Source organism: Streptomyces sp. A3M-1-3 (genome assembly GCF_024213665.1).
Classification (GTDB): Bacteria; Actinomycetota; Actinomycetes; order Streptomycetales; family Streptomycetaceae; genus Streptomyces.
The window spans coordinates 36,452-53,307 of sequence record NZ_JANAVP010000012.1 but is presented as its reverse complement, the minus strand read 5'-3'; the positions used below and the strand labels follow the sequence as shown (position 1 = coordinate 53,307).

Below are 16,856 nucleotides of genomic sequence, written 5' to 3'. Positions count from 1 at the left end.
ACCGGCGCCCGAGCCGGCCGCTGCCGGCCGCTGCCGGCTCCGCGGACTCAGCGGCGGGCCGGGAAGGCCACTTCCGCGGCCCGGCCGAACACCGAAGCGAGGACCAACTGCGCCGCGCCGTCCGCCACTCCGCGCGCGCCGCCCGGCGCCACGGCCACCGGCACCGGCACCGCGCCGGGCCCGCCCTCGCGCCGGGCGCGTTCGGCGAGTACGTCCGCCACTCCCCGTACGAAAGGCTCCGCGTCGGCGTCGACGGTCCGGCCGCCGAGCAGGACGCGGTCGATGTCCAGCAGGCCGACCAGGTTCGCCGCTCCGGCACCGAGGACGCGCGCGGCCTCGGCGATGTCGCCGCGACTGACCGCGTCGAGGCACAGCGCCTCGACACAGCCGCGGTTGCCGCAACCGCACAGCGGGCCGTCCAACTGGATCACCTGGTGCCCGAACTCGCCCGCGCCGGTGCGGGCCCCTCGGTAGAGCGCCCCACCGAGGACCAGGCCGGCACCGAGGCCCGTACCGAGATGGAGATACGCGAACGAGTCCCCGGCGGCGCCGCCGCTCACCCCGCGCAGTGCGAGGCCGAGAGCGGCGGCGTTGGTGTCCTTGTCCAGGACGACGGGCAGCCCGAGCCGGCGCGCGAGGGCATCGCGCAGCGGAAACCCGTCCCAGGCGGGAAAGCCGGTCACGCGATGCAGTACACCCCCGACATGATCAAGAGGCCCAGGCACCGCCACTCCGACCCCAAGCACCCCCCGAACACCGCCCGGGGCGGCTCCCGCGCGCTGGGCGGCTTGCCCAGCCTCGGCGGCCGACCCGCCCGGGGCGCCTTGCCCGCCCAACGGGCCCCACCCGCCCTGGGCAGCCGGTCCGCCCAGGCCGGCAAGCCCGCCCGACGGACCCCGCCCGGCATCGGCGGCCGACCCGGCCGGGGCGCCTTGCCCGCGCGAGGCGCCTTGCCCGCGCGGGGCGGCCTGGGCGCCCCACGGCGCCCGCCCGGCGTCGGCGGTCGGCCCGGACCCCTCCCCCGCCACCTGGGCAAGCAGCGCCTCGACCTCGCGCGCCGCCGCCTCGACCACCCGCTCCGCGCCCGCGCCGAAGGCCAGTGGGGCCGTGCGCGCAGCGACTGGGGTGCCCGAGAGATCAGCGAGGACCGCGGTCAGCTCGTCGCGGTCCAGGTGGAGGCCGACGGCGTGACCCGCCGTCGGGACCAGACGCAGGACCGTGCGCGGCTTCCCGCCGGTGGACGCGCGGCGGCCCGCCTCGGCCGCCAGCCCGTCCGCGCGCAGCCGCGCCGTGATCTTGCTGACCGCCTGCGGGGTGAGCCCGGTCCGCTCGGCGAGTTCGAGCCGGCTGATGCCGGCCGTACCCGCCGTACGCAGCAGGTCAAGCACCAGCGCGGCGTTATGGCTGCGCAGCAACGGCAGATTCGCCCCGGCAGTCCCGGCCGTCCCGGTCGTCCCGGCAGTCCCTGTCGTCCCTGTCGTCCCGGCCGCGCGGGCTGTGCCGGCCGTCCCGGCCCCTGAGCTTCCCCTGTTCACGTACGCCATTCTCCACTGCGCTTGCACTTTGGCAACAGCGTTGCTTAAGTGAGGCATGACTGCCACCGGTACCCCCCTGCGCGCAGGGCTCGTGGGCTACGGCCTGGCGGGCTCCGTCTTCCACGCCCCGCTGATCACCTCCACCGAGGGCCTCGTCCTCGACACGGTCGTCACCTCCAACCCGGAGCGGCAGGAACAGGCCCGCGCCGCGGTTCCCGGCGTCCGCCTCGCCCGGTCGCCGGACGAGCTGTGGGCACGCGCGGACGAGCTCGACCTGATCGTCATCGCGTCGCCCAACAAGACGCATGTCCCGATCGCCAGGGCCGCCCTGAGCGCCGGTCTGCCGGTCGTCGTGGACAAGCCGATCGCCGGCACCGCCGCCGAGGCGCGCGAGCTGGCCGCCCTGGCGGACGAGCGCGGGCTGCTGCTGTCCGTCTTCCAGAACCGCCGCTGGGACAACGACTTCCTCACTCTCCAGCAGCTGATCGCCGACGGCGAACTGGGCGACGTCCAGCGCTTCGAGTCCCGCTTCGAGCGCTGGCGGCCCGAGCCCAAGGGCGGCTGGCGCGAGTCGGGCGACCCGGCGGAGATCGGCGGCCTGCTGTACGACCTCGGCAGCCATGTCGTCGACCAGGCGCTGGTGCTCTTCGGGCCCGCCGTTCGCGTCTACGCCGAAGCCGACGTACGCCGCCCCGGCGCCGAGGCCGACGACGACACGTTCATCGCGCTGACCCACGCCGGCGGGGTCCGCTCCCACCTCTACGTCAGCGCCACCACCGCCCAGCTCGGCCCGCGCTTCCGGGTGCTGGGCTCGAAGGCGGGGTTTGTGAAGTACGGCCTCGACCCCCAGGAGGCGGCCCTGCGCGAGGGCAAGCGCCCGTCCGCCGACGGCGCGTGGGGCGAGGAGCCCGAGGCGGCGCGCGGACGCGTGGGTTCCGGCGAGTCTCCGCTGACCGGCGGCGGGCGGCCCGTACCGACGCTGCCGGGCGACTACCCGGCGTACTACGCGGCGGTCGCGGCGGCCGTACGCGACGGCGGAAAGCCTCCCGTCACCGCGCACGAGGCGGCGGCAGCGCTGGACGTACTGGAGGCCGCGTGGCGCTCGGCGCGCGAGGGCATCGCGGTCGAACTGGAGCAGGCCGAACGGGAGCCGAAGGCATGAGCGCCGGAACAAGCACGGGAGTGAGCGTGGAACTGACTGCGGAATCAAGCGAGCACGTCAAGACTCTGGAGGAGCAGGAACGCCTCCTGGTCCTGCCCCGGTTCACATACGAAGACGCCTGGCGTCTGGGCAGCCTGCTGGTCGAGCTGGCGCTCGACCGCTCGGCGCCGGTCGCGATCGACATCACGCGCGGACCCCAGCAGCTGTTCCATGCCGCCCTGCCTGGCAGCACCGCCGACAACGACGCCTGGATCGACCGCAAGCGCCGGGTCGTCGAGCGGTACGCCGAAAGCTCCTACCTCGTCGGTACGCGCTTCCGCGCCAAGGGCACCACGTTCGAGGACTCCTCGCGGCTCGACCCCGACCACTTCGCCGCGCACGGCGGCTCGTTCCCGATCGCGGTCGAGGGCGCGGGCGTCATCGGCACGGTCACGGTCTCCGGCCTCCCGCAGGCCGAGGACCACGCCATGGTCGTGGAGGCGCTGGAGCGCTTCGCGGCAGCCTGACGCCCCGGCGCGACCGGCCGACGGCACAGCACAGCCGACCGACCAGTCACAGGACCACGACGGACAAAGCAGGTAGAACTACGCGTCCTTCAGCTCCTGCCGCTGGCGGCCGAGTCCCTCGACCTCCAGCTCCACGACATCGCCCGAGCGCAGGTACGGCTTGGGTTCGGGCTGCCCCATCGCCACACCCGCCGGGGTGCCGGTGTTGATGATGTCGCCCGGGTAGAGCGTCATGAACTGGCTCACGTAACGGACCACTTCACCGACCGGGAAGATCTGGTCGGCGGTCGTGCCGCTCTGCTTCAGCTCGCCGTTGACCCAGAGCTTCAGGCCCAGGGCCTGCGGGTCCGGCACCTCGTCGGCGGTGACCAGCCACGGGCCGAGCGGGTTGAACGTCTCGCAGTTCTTGCCCTTGTCCCAGGTGCCGCCGCGCTCGATCTGGAACTCGCGCTCCGAGACGTCATGCGCGACTGCGTAGCCGCCGACGTGCGCGAGGCCGTCCTCGGCCGAGTCCAGGTAGCGGGCGGTACGGCCGATGACGACCGCGAGCTCCACCTCCCAGTCCGTCTTCACGCTGCCGCGCGGCACCAGCACGGTGTCGTCGGGGCCGACGACGGTGTCCGGCGCCTTGAAGAAGACGATGGGCTCGACGGGTATCTGTGCGCCCGTCTCCGCCGCATGGTCGTGGTAGTTCAGCCCGATGCACACGATCTTGCCGATCCGGCCCAGCGGGGCCCCGATCCGCGGGGCCTCGGCATCGAGCACCGGCAGCTCGCCGGACGCCGCCGCTTCCCGTATGCGGGCGAGCGCGGACCCGTCGGCGAGCAGTGCGCCGTCAATGTCCGAGACAAGTCCCGCCAGGTCGCGGAGGGTTCCGTCCTGGTCGAGCAGTGCGGGGCGCTCGGCCCCCACCGTGCCGACACGCAGCAGCTTCATGGGCATTCTCCCGTGGTCGAGGGTCGACCCGGGGGTGCCCCCGGGCCGGCCGATGGGTTGCGGCCATCGGAGGATTGGCTGATCCTCCAAGGAATCTGTCCACTCCGCAATACCCTGTTCACAGACTGGACCGTTACCCGGCGGTAGCGGCGACCGGAGCGGTGGTCCCGTCGCGGTACAGCCAGGCCCGCTCGGCCGCCGTCCAGGCCGTGGTCGTCAGCAGATAGAGGCCCGCTGCGAGCGGCACGACAGCCGCCGTGATCAGCGTCCCGAACGTGAGCAGCGGCAGGACGCGGGTCAGCCCCTGCATGCCGGGCGTTGCCGGTATCGCAGCGACGGAGTCGGCGCTGCGACGGCGGGCCCGCAGGAAGGTCCACGTCGCCACCGCCGCGATCGCCGCGAACAGCCCCAGGAACACCAGCCCCTGCGCCCCGAACACCCCACCCTCGCCGAGCGCATCGAACCAGCGGCCGCCGAGCGGCGCGGCGCCCAGCTTCTGCCCGAGCAGCTCGTTGACCTCGCCGCCTATCCGCGAGGACGAGAAGATCTGGTACATCACGAAGAACACGGGCAGCTGCACCAGCATCGGCAGGCAGCCGCCCAGCGGCGGAACCTTCGCCTCCGCGTGCAGTTCGAGCACGGCCTTTTGCAGCCGGTCGGCGTCCTTGGGCCGGCCGTACTTGCCCCGCAGCGCGGCCAGCTGCGGCGCGAGCGCCGCCCGCGCCTTCTCACCGCGGACGGCCGCTCGGGTGAGCGGGTGCATGGCGACCCGTACGAGCATCGTGAACAGCACGATCGCCGCGGCGGTGGCGGAAGCAGCGAAGACCGGGTCGAGCAGCCCGGCCAGCTGCGCGACAAGAATGGCGAAAACGGACATGGAAAACCCTCCGAGGGGTCTCGTCGAACCGAAATACCGAAAAGGTCAGATATCGGCGTGACAAGCCACAAAAGGGAGAAACCACGCGTCGTACGTGAAGTGCGCGCCCCTACGCGGCCGTCGGGACGAGACGGCCGGGCGCCCTGGGGCGCGGGCGCCCCGAAGCGTCGGGATCGCGCTGCGGCAGGAAGGCGGTGCGCCGCTCCCGGTCCCGTATCGCGGTCCGTATTCGCGTCGGCGGGACCGGCGCCGCACAGCGGGCGGCGATCACCGCGCAGGCGAGCAGCGCGGCTCCGGCAGCGGCGGTGGCGGCGAGCGCGACAGCACCGGCCAGACCGCTCTGGCTCACGAGCAGCTCAGCAACAACGAAGAGAAGCAGGCCGAGTTGCATACGCACCGCGCTCGCTCTGGTTCCCCGCATGCAGTCCCCCTCTCCCGTCCGCGCCCGCAAGCGCGAGCGATTTCGATACTAACTCCGCGCACTGACAACGGGGATCGGCCCACCGGCTACCGGCGCTCGACGGACTTGAGCTTCCCCCACACCACCAGTCGGTACTTCGAGGAGAACTCCGGCGTGCAGGTGGTCAGCGTGATGTAGTACCCGAGCTTCCGGTAGCCGTACGCCGGCTTCACCACACTCCGAGGAACCGGCGCGATCACGCCGCCGTCCCGCGCGGACGTCTGCTCCAGCGTCCGGTCGACGACATACGTGAACCGCCCTACCCGCGTCTCCACCCGCAGCTCATCACCCACCCGCAGCCGGTTGATGTACCGGAACGGCTCTCCATGTGTATTACGGTGCCCGGCCACCGCAAAGTTCCCGGCCTGCCCGGGCTGGGCGGTCCCCGGATAGTGCCCGACGTACCCCTTGTCGAGGACGCCCCGCTTCCCCACTCCCTGCGCGACGGGCGCGGCCACCCCGAGCCGCGGAATCCTGAGCACGGCGTACGCCTGGTCCCACCGCGGCGCCCGCGGCTTCGGCCGCGCGACGGCCCGTTCGCTCTCCTCGGCAACCGGCCCCTCGGGCACAGCCACCAGCTCCTCAGGCACCTCTCCCCGAGGCCCCTCCTCCGCAGGCCGGTCCTCAGGAGGCTGTTCCCACTCCCGCTCCAGCGCCTGAACCTGTCGCTCGGCCCCCTCCCGCGCCTCCCGGTTGGTCCACCACAGCTGGTGCACGACGAGAAGAAGCAGCACCACCCCGAGGGTCACCGCCACCTCGCCCCCGGCCCACAGCCCGCGCGCCAGGACCGCCCGCCTCCGCCCGGCCCCCTGCACCACCACCGCCATCGGCTCCCGCACGGTCCCCTCCGTCCGCCGGCCCGCACAATAAAGGGTCCCCGGACAACTCTCCAGGCCACCGACAACCCGCGCCGTCGAGGAACCAGTCCCCACACCCCCGTACAGCAGTACGGTGTGCATCATGCGCCCCGACACGCCTGCCGATCACATCGCCGAAGCCGAGCGCCTGCTGCGTACCGCCGAGCGGTATCCCGAGGACAACGAACAGCTGCTCCTCCAAGCCGCAGCCCACTTTGAGCTGGCGGACGAGCGCGCGCGGGCGACGACGATCTACGACCGTCTGCTCGCCGCCGGCCCGTCGAACCCGTACCGCGTCAAAGCACTCCAGGCCGCGAACCTCTGGGAGTACGGCCACGAGGCGGAGGCCCGCGCGCTGATCGACGGCATCCGCGCCGCGGCCCCGCGCGAGGCGGCGCCCTGGGAGATCATCGCGGAAACCCTCGAATGCCACGACGAGCTCCAGGCGGCCGACGAATGCTTCACCGAGGGCGCGCACCTGCTGATCCACGCCGACGAGCCGATCACGTACGCGGCCCACGCACTCCTCACCGGCCGCCACCGCGTCCGCCGCCTCGCCGGCACCCCGCACGACGAGTGGGACATGGTCGCCGACACCCACCACACGGGCCCGATCCCGCTGGACGAACTCCACGACCCCAAGCGCGTCTGGGCCCTGGGCTCGGACAACCCGGCCGAACTCCGCGCGGAAATCGCGCGCCTGCGAGCGGAGTTGGGCGAACGCCGAGCGGCCCTGTCCCGCCCGTTCCCGGTGGCGGTGCTGCACTGGCCGACCGAGGAACTCACCGAACTCGTCACGGCCTACCCGTCCCTGACCACGGAGTACCCCTCCCACGAGGCCCACCTGACCCAAATCGAGACCGCCCTACGCGAACTAGCGGCCTCGGGCACCCCGAACCTGGGCATCGTGACGGGGTCAGTCCCGTCGTACGAAGCCTTCGCAGCCTCGGAAAAGACCTCCCCGGAATCAACAACGCTACTGGCGGAATACGCCACAACCCTGGCAGCCCGAGGCAAGGCCACCCCGTGGCCCCCGGAACGAAGCGACGTGTGCTGGTGCGGATCGGGACGGATCTACAAGGACTGTCACGGGAGCCCGACGCACGCGTGAGGCCCTCTCGCAGCTAGCTCTATTCCCGGCCCCCCGTTCGAATCGATACCCTTCACGCTCATTCAACTGGAGCGATCTAGGGGTCATCTTGGACATAGTCATGGGGCAGGAACTGAACCGACAGGCGATGCACGCGCAATACGGCGGCAGACGCTACGGAGGGATCAGTCCGTCGCGTTCCTCCCCCATCGTGATGCTGTTCACAGACCATTCCAAAGGCCGGCAGCACGGCTACAGCGACGGCTGGGGAGCCGACGGGCTCTACCACTACACCGGCGAAGGGCAACAGGGCGATCAGGAGATGGTGCAGGGCAACAAGACCATCCTGAACCATGTCGCCGATGGCCGGGCGCTGCATCTGTTCGAGGGCATCAGGACTGGCGTGGTCGCGTACCGCGGGGAGTTCGAACTCGAGACAGAGGATCCCTGGTACCGAATCGAGGCTCGGGATACCCTCGGAGAGCCCCGAACCGTGATCATGTTTCGGCTGAGGCCTCTCCTCGTCTCGAGTTCGCGCCTGCCGAAGCTAGAGCACACGCCTATCGCCAAAACAGTGGTACGCGACGTTGATGTCGAACAACATCACACCGAGCGCAGTGAGGTCACAAGCCGCTCGAATCCGACCGTCGCAGAACGGCGCGAAGCTTTCCTTGTAGCGAACTACGAGGCTCATCTCCGCGCCCGCGGGCACGCCGTTATCCGCAAGGAGATAACCCCCGCCGGAGAACGGAACGCGCTCTACACCGACCTGTTCGATGCCACCGCCAATGTGTTGGTCGAGGCCAAGGCGAACGCCACTCGCGAGGCGATCCGCATGGCAATAGGGCAGCTCTTCGACTACCAGCGGTTCCTGAATCCCACCCCGTCGCTCGCCATACTCGTCCCGACACAGCCACGCAAGGATCTCCAGGATCTGTGCGCCGCGCTCGCCATACAGACCATCTGGCCCTCGAGCAGCGGCTATCAGGCAAGCGAGCCGCCGCGTGCGGCATGGGAGCATCGAGCGTGACGCACGTACGCCTCAACCCGCTTTGAGCTCTGCCTCGAAGCGCATCTGTGCCCGATCAAGCGACGTGTCGGGGTCACAGCCGCGAGCGCGCAGCCAGTGGAGAAGATCGGTAATCACCTCGATTGCCGCCTCTTCTGCGGTGGCCATGCTGAGCGGGGTGCGAGTGTTCACCCACGGAGGCTTCGCCGTGCCGTAGATCCCGAGCAGCGCCTCCGCTCGGCTGAAACGGACTGGTTCCGTTTCACCGTGCGGAGCGGTCACTTCCGCGTCGAGTTCACACCAGGTGACCTTTGAGTCTGCACGCAGCACGACTCCCCAGCGGTCCGCGACCGCGTCCACCAGAGTTATCCCTCGGCCGCACTCTGAGTCCTGTTCCACAGCGAGAAGCGTGGGCAGCTCACGCGTGCACGGGTCGTGGACCTCGATACGCAGGTGAGTCCCATTCATGGACACAGCCAGAGTGGTGGGGGTCCCGGCGCCCACATGCGTGATGGTGTTGGTCACCAGTTCGGTGACACAAAGCTGCGCCGCGTCGACAAGCGCCGATAGCCCCCACAGTTGGAGATGCATACGCATGATCCGACGGAGGCCGGCCACCTCTTCAGGTTGGGCCATGAAAGGGAGTTCCCACGGCTTCCGTGGCATGCAGTGGTCAAAGTCCATGCCTCGCCCTTCTAGTTAGCAGGCTACGTCACCAGTCACCACACGCTGGCCATCGGTGACTCACTGTCGCGGTAGACGCAATCATGACTGGCTCCCATCCCGTCATGCAATGTGCACGATGGGATTCGCTCCATCGAGTGATTGTCCAAGGAGCCTTCTTCCGGTCAGACTGAACACCCGCTACAGCAAAAGAGGTTGAGGTGGCAGGTTCACCTACCGCCCGTCGCCGGCGACTGGCGATCGAGCTCAAGAAGCTTCGCGAGGACCACAGGCTCACCTGCAACCAGGTGGGCGAGGCCCTGGACTGGAGCGGGTCCAAGGTCAATCGCCTAGAGACAGGGAGCGGACGCGTCCAACCGTCCGATGTCGACGCACTCTGCCGGTTCTACGCCACGGCCGACGAGTTGCGAGAGTTTCTCAAGAAGCTGGCCAAAGACTCAAAGGTCCGCGGTTGGTGGCATGCCCACGGGACAGGAGTACCTCCATGGTTCTCCGTCTACGTCGGCCTAGAACAGGACGCATCGAGCCTTCGCCAGTATCAGTGCGAGTTCGTTCCCGGTCTGATACAGACAGCCGAGTACGCCGCAGAGCTCCACCGGGCATCCAACCAACTGTCAGCCGCGGACCTCGAGCGAGCTGTGAACGTACGCATGGAGCGTCAGGCGCTGCTCACTGGTGAGGCACCGCCCGACCTCTGGGTCATCGTGCACGAAAGCGTCCTGCGGCACATCATCGGCGACTCGAAACTCATGCTTGCTCAACTCGAACATATGCTGGCCGTGGGCGGGTTGAAGAACGTGACGTTGCAGGTGCTGCCTTTCAACGCGGGCACGTATCCGGCGACTGGCGCCTTCACTCTCCTCAGCTTCCCCGAGCAAGAAGACCCCGATGTCGTCTACCGGGACGGGCTGACCGACGCCATGTACTTGGAGACACCGGACGACGTCGGCCAGTACACGAAGGCATTCGACAACCTTCGGGCCATCGCGTCGAGCCCGCCGCGATCGACCTTGTTGATCAAGCGTGTACTGGAGGAGTTCTCCCGATGAGCACGACACACCACCCCATACGACCCCACAGTGAGTGGCGAAAGAGCAGCTACAGCAACGGTTCGGGTGGCGAGTGCGTCGAGGCCGCCTTCCTGCCCGGCGTCACCGCCGTGCGTGACTCGAAGCGGCCGGGCGGGCCGCGGCTCAGCTTCGGTGGGGTTGCCTGGAGTGCCTTTGTCGGGGCGCTTCGAGACGACCAGTTGTAGCGGACGCCACGCCGGCCAGGAGACCGCCCTGGCGGGAAGTCGGGGCGGTATGCCGTGTCCGGTAGCAAGTCGCTCGGGTGGGGGCCGCCCGGGGCGGGGCCCCGGGATCGACCGGCTGCTGGCCCGGGTCCGTTGCCGGCCGCAGGCCGGTGGGCGGGGACAAGGCACGCCGCAGGTCGGGGATGGCCAGGGCACCGGCTCAGCGGCCGCTGGGTGGTGGGCTTTCAAGCGGCGCAGCCGCTTCAGGCGGCCGAGCTTGCTCAGCGGCCGCAGGCCGGAGCGTAATTGCGGGGCGCGGCCCGGCTCATGGGCCGTCAGGCCGGTGGGGCCGAGGTATGACGACATCAATCGGCATCAGGTGGCCTCAGGGGCCGCGATCGTGTCCGTTTTGCCGGAGTTTAGCGCCCTCCTGTGGACCCCCTCAGCCGCTTGGTGTCGTCTCACGTCGGGTTGGGCGTTGTGGTGGGACATCAGACGGCCGTCGGCCGCTGAGCCGGGGCCGGGGCCCCTCCCCGACCTGCCGCGCGTCTTGCCCACCCACCAGCCGGCGGCCACTGAACAAAGCCCGGCGCCCGAGCAGCTGATGTGCCTGGCCCCGCTCCCCGGGGCCGCCCGACACTCATCCGCAGTAGCGGGACACGGCACACTGTCAAGGGTGCAGCGAAGCGGAATCGCGCAGCGACGCGACCGCAGGGAGCGCCCTTTACAGTGAGCCGTGTCCCGCCAAACTCTCAAAGCGGGCGGCCACGGGTTACCCCGCACCCCTCGCCCCCGGCATCCGCACCCCCGCTACCACAACCGCCCCTGCGACTGGGCCCGGACCACCAGGCGTAGAGGCTCCCGGCGGGCTTGGCCCAGGTTCAGCATTGCTCTGATTGCCGCGATCACCTGCCCCGGCGTGTCCCGGACCATCGCTGGGGTTGCGCTCACCACCAGGAGGCCGTGGGACTCCAGGCGTAGGCGGCGGCGCAGGGTGGCCTGCCAGCCCTCGCGGCTGTAGTGGTACTCAGCCGAGTCGATCTCCAGTACGACCCCTGCCTCCGGCCAGTATCCGTCCGGTGTGGCCAGGAACTCCCCTTCCACCGTGAATAGTCGGGGGTTCCAGAGGGGGTCCGGGATGGCCGCCGAGCTGAGCGCGTCGCGCGCCTGGCCCTCCGCGATCGAGCGGACTCCTGCGAGGAGTTCCGACGCCGCGTCCCGTACCGCCGGGTTGGCAAGGGCCCGGGCCGACCGTAATTCCTGGTGCAGGTCCACGGGGTGGCACCAGCCCGACTGGACGACGCTCGCCAGTACCGAGCGGAGCGTGTCCGCGTCGTCGGTGCGGGCCGCGAAGTCGGCCGCGGCGCGGATCGGGCGGGTGCTCGGGATGCCCGAGACGGTGATGGTGGGTGGCCAGCGGCGGGTGCTGAGGGTGCGTACGTACCCCTTGTTCGTGACCGTACGCGGGGCGTTGACCAGGACGTCCACCGGCGTGGCCGACGCTCCCCGTACGCCGAGGAGCGTCAGGGCAGCGCCGCCGGTCAGTGCCGCCGTCGTGCCGGCGAGCGGGTCCGTGGACGGGGCGGCCGCGTAGAGGACTGCGGACAGGGCCCGTTGGTGGCGGGTCGGTGGGCCGGTTTGGAGTAAGTAGACGCGTGGCAGGAGGCGTTGCCATGGTCCGCCTGGCCGGGCGCGGCCCGTGATGGTGCCGGAGGGGATACCGGCGGTAGCCAGTTGGTGGTACGTCGCCAGGTTGAGCTGCCTGCGGGCGAGACGGTCGAGTCTGTCGATCATGTTCCGGTGATGCCCGCGGAGAGTTCGATCACCCTTGCACCGGCGGGTGGTTTGGTGTGAAGGAGACGATGACCTCGCGCTGCGCGCCGGGGAACGGTGCCACCGGCCGAGGCGGCGATACATACGTACAGTGCGGGCGGTGATGGGTCACACCTGCCGCCGCACCCGGTCCTTCCGCCGGCCGCGCCTCCTCCTGTACCAGGTGACGGCCCACAGCACCTGGATCCCGCCGAGCGCGGCGAGAACGGCAGCCGCTTCCAGTCGTTCCGTCCAGGAGTGCCCTGGCGCGAGTCGCCCGGCGGCACGGGCGAGCAGAGCGAGATCCGCCGGGAGTGTGACGACGGCGAGGACAGTCAGGCACAGCGCGGTGCCGACGACGAGAACAGCGCTGTAGAGACGGACGGCACGGCGCTCGGGCGCCGGCAGACGCAGGCTCGGATCGGCCGGTGCTGGTCTCCCGCGCAGGAATACGCAGCGCAGGCGTCGGGCCGTATAGCAGGCATACTCCGTGCCGTCCCCGTACAGATCGCGGCAGCCCGTCAGATCCTGAAGCACGAAGTACACATCGGTCCGCATGAACACCATGCACTGAAAGGGCAGCGGCAGCAGCGCCAGTAGGACGATCGCAGCCAGCATCCGGTGGGGCGTGCCGCCGGGCGGGGTGGCTGCCAGACCGAGCAGGGCACTCGACGCGACGCCCAGATTGACGGCGATCCCGGCCAGATAGGCGGTCAGCCTGTGGCGGCGAGGGGCGAGCTCGATGCCGCTCATGTCTGTCTGCGCGACCAGGAATTGCAGCCGCGTGCCGAGGCTGATGCCCGCCGGGACGCCGGCCGCCCGTGCAGTCACCAGATGCGCGGCCTCGTGAAGAAGGATGAGCGCCCAGCCGACGGCCGCGCCGAAGCCGATCACCAGGCTTCCGTGCGGGCTCCACAGCAGAGCTCGGTAACCGGGAAACAGGCCGGGGTCACGGACCAGAACACCCACCGCCGCGGCGACAAGTGCGAGAAGGGAGAGGGCTGTCAGCGGGCTCAGTACCCATCGGATGTGGTGCGGCCGCAGCCATGGCCAGGTGACTCGCCGCGGTTTCGGCGACGCCACCGGGCAGCCGTCGATCTCGGCCACGTATCCCAGTGCCGTCAGCTCCTCGACGAACTGGACGACATCGACGTCCTCTCCCGTCTCGGCGCGCAGTTGTCGGGCGACATCGTCCGGGCTCATTCTCTTATCCAGCAGTTCGACGGCTCTGGCGCCCGTCCACGGCAGGGCCACGAAATCGCCGGTGTCCACCCGCCCGACGATCCATTCGTCACCGTCCGGCCTACGGGCAAGCGGGTACAGGCGCACAGTCTTCACGCCGGCGGCGTCCCGCAGGCTGGACAGTTCGCGCGGCGGCCGTACCGTTCTTCCGCCGGTTCGGCGAACGCCATCAGGTTGAGACCGAAGCGGAATCCGGGCCGTATCTCCGGCACGCCCGTGAGCAGCGCGATCGCCGCGTGAACCAGCAAGGTGCCGGAGAGCCCCGCCGTCACCGCGTTGACCGGATTCCAGTCCATCCGGGGCGACGCGACTTCCGCGTCCTGACCGGGACCGAGGCGGAGATCGCGCCGGTCGGCGTCGTCGGCACGGTGGCACTCCCAGCACGCCCCGCTGCCGGGAACATGGACCCCGACCGTGACCAATGGGCCGCGGTAGCCGGCATCGAGCCAGGGAAGCCGCGCCGCGAGACAGGTGCGGTTCGCCCAGCGGCGGATTTCGGGCGGCCGGTCGGCGCAGAGCAACAGGAGGTCATAGCCGGGCACAAGAAGCGCGGCGAGGTCGTCGGGTCCGTGTACTTCGCGACGTTCGGCGGTTACCGTCACCTGCGAGTTGAGCGCCCGCAGGGCCGCTCGGGCGGCTTCCGCCTTGGGTCTGCCGATGTCGGTCTCGCGGTAGAGGGGCTGCCGGTTGAGATTGGACAGCTCCACGACATCGCCGTCCACACAGTGCATCAAGCCCACGCCCGACGCGACCAGCCCCTGAGCTGCGAAACCGCCGGTGCCACCGAGTCCGAGCAGCAGCACCCGGGCCGATCGCAGCCGTGCCTGCAGTTCCCAGCTCGTCGCGCGTGGTGATAAGTCCATCCAGCGCAGCAGGTCAGCCCCGCGACCGTAGCGTGTGCGGTCGTCCTCGGTGAGCCCGTCCGGCAGCGCCGCCCCGGCGTCGTCCAGAAATCCGGCCTCGTACAGATCGTCCATCGCCTCCAGCACAGACCGGTACCCGACGTCCGGATGACGGGCGAGCACGTTGTCGACCGTCCCGTCCGGGGTGCGGGTGCCGTCGAGTGCCTCGGTGAGTGTCCAGATCCAGCCGTCGGGGTCGGCGACCTCGGCCCCGATTCCGTAGACCACGCTCCCGATCCGGACGTTGCCGTCCACGGTCCGGTACGCCCGGTGTTCGGGCTTCACCCGTGGCCGCAGCAGCCCGGCTACAGAGACCTGGTCCCCGGCTCGCCTCACCCCCGCACCCTCCCCGGCTCCCTGAGCCGCCCGTCCAGTGCGGCGTCGCTTCCGGAATGCTGATCCGCCGACTGGGCGGCCAGCCGGAATGCGGCCAGTACGACCCTGAACTGGTGCTCCGCCTGGTCACTGACCGGGATCCAGCGGGCCCCGCAGTCGGCCTCGAACGCGTCGCACCGCTGGGTGAGGAACCTCTCCAGAGTGGCCCGGACCTCGTGGACGGGCTCACTCCCGGCGGCGACCAGCTGGTGCAGCAGCCCCGCCGTGCGCACGATCAGTCGGCGTGCGGCGATCCGGAGCGCCATGATCCGCGCCCGGTTCAGCGGCGGCAGGCCGCCGGTCTCGCCGAGAGCCGCCGCCGGAGCCCACTCGTCCGCGAGGCTGGGGCACACCGCGAGGTACTCGTCGATCGGCGCCAGCACCGGGCCGGCCGTGTCGGGGAGAACGGGGCGCACCCGCTCGAGCAGGCCGGCCAGCAGCTGTGCGTCCCGGCGGAGCGTATGGCTGATGGTCTCCAGGGCGCCGTGGACGTCGGGGTGCGCAGCGGTGATTGCCACCTCGTCGGCGCCCCACATCGGCGCTTCGATCACCGCGGTGACCGTGCCGTAGCGATCGGGATGGAACCAGGTGGAGGTGGCGGTCGCCGCGGGGAGTGAAGCGAACTGGTCGGTCTCCCGGGGCTGCGGCATCTGGTAGACCCCGGGCCCGGGGCTGGGCCAGAAGAAGGCGTCGTACGGTCCGAGCTCGAGCGGAATCCTGAGGTCCGCCGCGGACCGGGCGAGGTGGTCGGGGAGGCCCGGCAGGCTTCGGGTGGTCTGGACGAAGCTGCCGCCCACGTCCACGCCGTGCAGCGAGCACTGCAGCATGGGCCGCAGTTCGTCCTGCAGATCGAGCAGGGCGCGGGTCTCCGGGGACAGTTCCGCCCCGGGGTCCGCGGGCAGCCACTCGGGCTGTCCGGCGAAGCCGGGGCGGAAGAAGTGCCGGTAGTGGTGGGACAGGGTCATCGGGCCGCGGAGCCAGCGTTCGTTGCGGCGGGCGCCGTCGGGATCGAGGCAGAGCAGGAAGTGCCACGTCGTGTCGGTCGGGCCGGCCGCTCGGGCGGCCCGGGCGATGTGCTGTGCCAGCCGCAACGCGGTCGCGCCGCCGACCGGTTCATTGGCGTGCGGCCCGGCGACCACCAGAACATGCCTGCTCCCCCGCCCCATGGAGAGCAGCTGAATCGGCTCCCCCGCGCGGGAGGAGCCGATCCGGCGCAGGACCGTCCGGTCCGGGTGCGCCTGTGCCAGGGCCGCTGCACGGGCGGTCAGTTCATCGACAGTGGGGTAGCGACAGAACACTGTGGTCCGTTCTTCAGGAACCGGTTGAGTTGCTGTCGCCCGTGGTCTCTTTCCTGTCGAGGCGCCGGATCTTGATCGTTGTGGCGCTGCGCGGAGTCGTGCTGCCGGTCTTGGCCGTTCCACTCATAGAGCTCTCCTTTGACCTCATGGCGCTCAACTCTCCTTGACGTACCTCGCGTGATAATCAGTCACGGATTCGGATCGCGTCAACACCGCTTCGGACAAGCTGCGTTGACGCCGAGGAACAGCTACGCCGACGGGTGGTGCGGCGCGAGGAAGACGATGACCTCGTTCTCCGTGCCGGGGAGCGGGAGCACCTCGTGCCAGCCAAGGCGGCGGTAGGTCGCCACCGTCTTCCTCGCCTTGCGCGCCGTCAGCAGCCAGGCGCGGGCGTCGGGTGCGTCCGCCGTCAGTTCCGCGAGGAGGCCGCGGCCCGTGCCCTGGGCGCGGGCGTGCCGGCGGACGGCCAGTTCGTCGACCTCCAGGGCGCCGAGGAGGAGCTCCTTGGTGCGCTGCGGGCCGAGTTGGGCCGCGACCTTGTCGTACGCGCGATCGGCCGGGAAGGGGTCCTTGGTCAGCCAGGCCGTCGCGAATCCGTCGACGCCGGACGTGGACTGGGCGAGCGCGGTACGGAAGCCGGGGCGCCGGGCGTCCGTCTGGAGGCGGGCGGCGAAGTGGCGAATGGTTTCTTCGTTCTCGTTCCACGGGGGCGCGGAGAAGACTTCGGTGTACGCCTCGACCAGCTCGTCGGCCAGATCCAGGACGGTCGGTCCGTAGCAGATCACTTGGGTGGCTCCTCGGTTCCTGTCTCCTTCTGGCCCCGAATGTACGCGGAGTTGGCCTTCTGGGTGGTTGGTCTACCGATACGGAGGTTGTG

At 70.2% G+C, this 16,856-nt stretch carries 17 protein-coding genes; 6 read left to right on the top strand and 11 right to left on the bottom strand.

The window, feature by feature from the left end; all coding sequences use genetic code 11:
• Positions 1-47: 47 nt before the first annotated feature.
• A complete protein-coding gene (locus NLX86_RS15740) occupies positions 48-1,544 on the bottom strand; it encodes an ROK family transcriptional regulator (protein ID WP_254372328.1) in 1,497 nt (498 codons plus the stop codon).
• Positions 1,545-1,590: 46 nt separating this feature from the next.
• On the opposite strand from NLX86_RS15740, the gene NLX86_RS15735 reads away from it, so the two are divergent.
• Positions 1,591-2,697: a Gfo/Idh/MocA family oxidoreductase gene (locus NLX86_RS15735; RefSeq protein WP_254372327.1), complete on the top strand. Its 1,107-nt coding sequence runs from the start codon at positions 1,591-1,593 to the stop codon at positions 2,695-2,697.
• Positions 2,694-3,203 carry a heme-degrading domain-containing protein gene (locus tag NLX86_RS15730; protein ID WP_254372326.1) on the top strand — a complete coding sequence of 170 codons (510 nt, stop codon included), beginning with the start codon at positions 2,694-2,696 and terminating at the stop codon, positions 3,201-3,203. The genes NLX86_RS15735 and NLX86_RS15730 overlap by 4 nt, the downstream gene beginning before the upstream one ends.
• 78 nt (positions 3,204-3,281) lie before the next feature.
• Here the strand turns inward: NLX86_RS15730 and NLX86_RS15725 are convergent, their stop codons facing one another.
• From NLX86_RS15725 to NLX86_RS15710, 4 genes are all read right to left on the bottom strand, one after another.
• Positions 3,282-4,139: a fumarylacetoacetate hydrolase family protein gene (locus NLX86_RS15725; protein ID WP_254372325.1), complete on the bottom strand. Its 858-nt coding sequence runs from the start codon at positions 4,137-4,139 to the stop codon at positions 3,282-3,284.
• 133 nt (positions 4,140-4,272) lie between these two features.
• Entirely contained in the window at positions 4,273-5,016 is a 744-nt protein-coding gene (gene yidC, locus NLX86_RS15720) for a membrane protein insertase YidC (RefSeq protein ID WP_254372324.1), read from the bottom strand.
• A gap of 109 nt (positions 5,017-5,125) precedes the next feature.
• Positions 5,126-5,437 (bottom strand): DUF6412 domain-containing protein, encoded by a 312-nt coding sequence (locus tag NLX86_RS15715; protein ID WP_254372323.1) that lies wholly within the window; start codon positions 5,435-5,437, stop codon positions 5,126-5,128.
• A gap of 86 nt (positions 5,438-5,523) precedes the next feature.
• Entirely contained in the window at positions 5,524-6,303 is a 780-nt protein-coding gene (locus NLX86_RS15710) for a class E sortase (protein ID WP_254372443.1), read from the bottom strand.
• Positions 6,304-6,436: 133 nt separating this feature from the next.
• Here NLX86_RS15710 and NLX86_RS15705 point away from each other — a divergent pair, with 133 nt between their 5' ends.
• Together NLX86_RS15705 and NLX86_RS15700 are read left to right on the top strand one after the other, a co-directional pair.
• A complete protein-coding gene (locus NLX86_RS15705) occupies positions 6,437-7,444 on the top strand; it encodes an SEC-C domain-containing protein (RefSeq protein ID WP_254372322.1) in 1,008 nt (335 codons plus the stop codon).
• 100 nt (positions 7,445-7,544) lie between these two features.
• Positions 7,545-8,453: a restriction endonuclease gene (locus tag NLX86_RS15700; protein ID WP_254372321.1), complete on the top strand. Its 909-nt coding sequence runs from the start codon at positions 7,545-7,547 to the stop codon at positions 8,451-8,453.
• A gap of 12 nt (positions 8,454-8,465) precedes the next feature.
• Here the strand turns inward: NLX86_RS15700 and NLX86_RS15695 are convergent, their stop codons facing one another.
• A complete protein-coding gene (locus tag NLX86_RS15695) occupies positions 8,466-9,116 on the bottom strand; it encodes an ATP-binding protein (protein ID WP_254372320.1) in 651 nt (216 codons plus the stop codon).
• Between the two features lie 200 nt (positions 9,117-9,316).
• Between NLX86_RS15695 and NLX86_RS15690 the strand changes: the two genes are divergently transcribed.
• Both NLX86_RS15690 and NLX86_RS15685 read left to right on the top strand, forming a co-directional pair.
• The gene (locus NLX86_RS15690) at positions 9,317-10,165 is read left to right on the top strand and encodes a helix-turn-helix transcriptional regulator (RefSeq protein ID WP_254372319.1); all 849 of its coding nucleotides are present in this window, start codon (positions 9,317-9,319) and stop codon (positions 10,163-10,165) included.
• Entirely contained in the window at positions 10,162-10,371 is a 210-nt protein-coding gene (locus tag NLX86_RS15685) for a DUF397 domain-containing protein (RefSeq protein WP_254372318.1), read from the top strand. The genes NLX86_RS15690 and NLX86_RS15685 overlap by 4 nt, the downstream gene beginning before the upstream one ends.
• A gap of 789 nt (positions 10,372-11,160) precedes the next feature.
• Here NLX86_RS15685 and NLX86_RS15680 read toward each other — a convergent pair.
• The 5 genes from NLX86_RS15680 to NLX86_RS15660 form a co-directional block, all read right to left on the bottom strand.
• The gene (locus NLX86_RS15680) at positions 11,161-12,144 is read right to left on the bottom strand and encodes a hypothetical protein (RefSeq protein ID WP_254372317.1); all 984 of its coding nucleotides are present in this window, start codon (positions 12,142-12,144) and stop codon (positions 11,161-11,163) included.
• Positions 12,145-12,291: 147 nt separating this feature from the next.
• Positions 12,292-13,500 carry a PqqD family protein gene (locus tag NLX86_RS15675; protein WP_254372316.1) on the bottom strand — a complete coding sequence of 403 codons (1,209 nt, stop codon included), beginning with the start codon at positions 13,498-13,500 and terminating at the stop codon, positions 12,292-12,294.
• The gene (locus NLX86_RS15670; RefSeq protein WP_254372442.1) at positions 13,497-14,591 is read right to left on the bottom strand and encodes a ThiF family adenylyltransferase; all 1,095 of its coding nucleotides are present in this window, start codon (positions 14,589-14,591) and stop codon (positions 13,497-13,499) included. The genes NLX86_RS15675 and NLX86_RS15670 overlap by 4 nt, the downstream gene beginning before the upstream one ends.
• Positions 14,592-14,638: 47 nt before the next feature.
• Entirely contained in the window at positions 14,639-15,979 is a 1,341-nt protein-coding gene (locus NLX86_RS15665) for a M14 family zinc carboxypeptidase (RefSeq protein WP_254372315.1), read from the bottom strand.
• A gap of 248 nt (positions 15,980-16,227) precedes the next feature.
• Entirely contained in the window at positions 16,228-16,764 is a 537-nt protein-coding gene (locus NLX86_RS15660; RefSeq protein WP_254372314.1) for a GNAT family N-acetyltransferase, read from the bottom strand.
• Positions 16,765-16,856 lie beyond the last annotated feature (92 nt).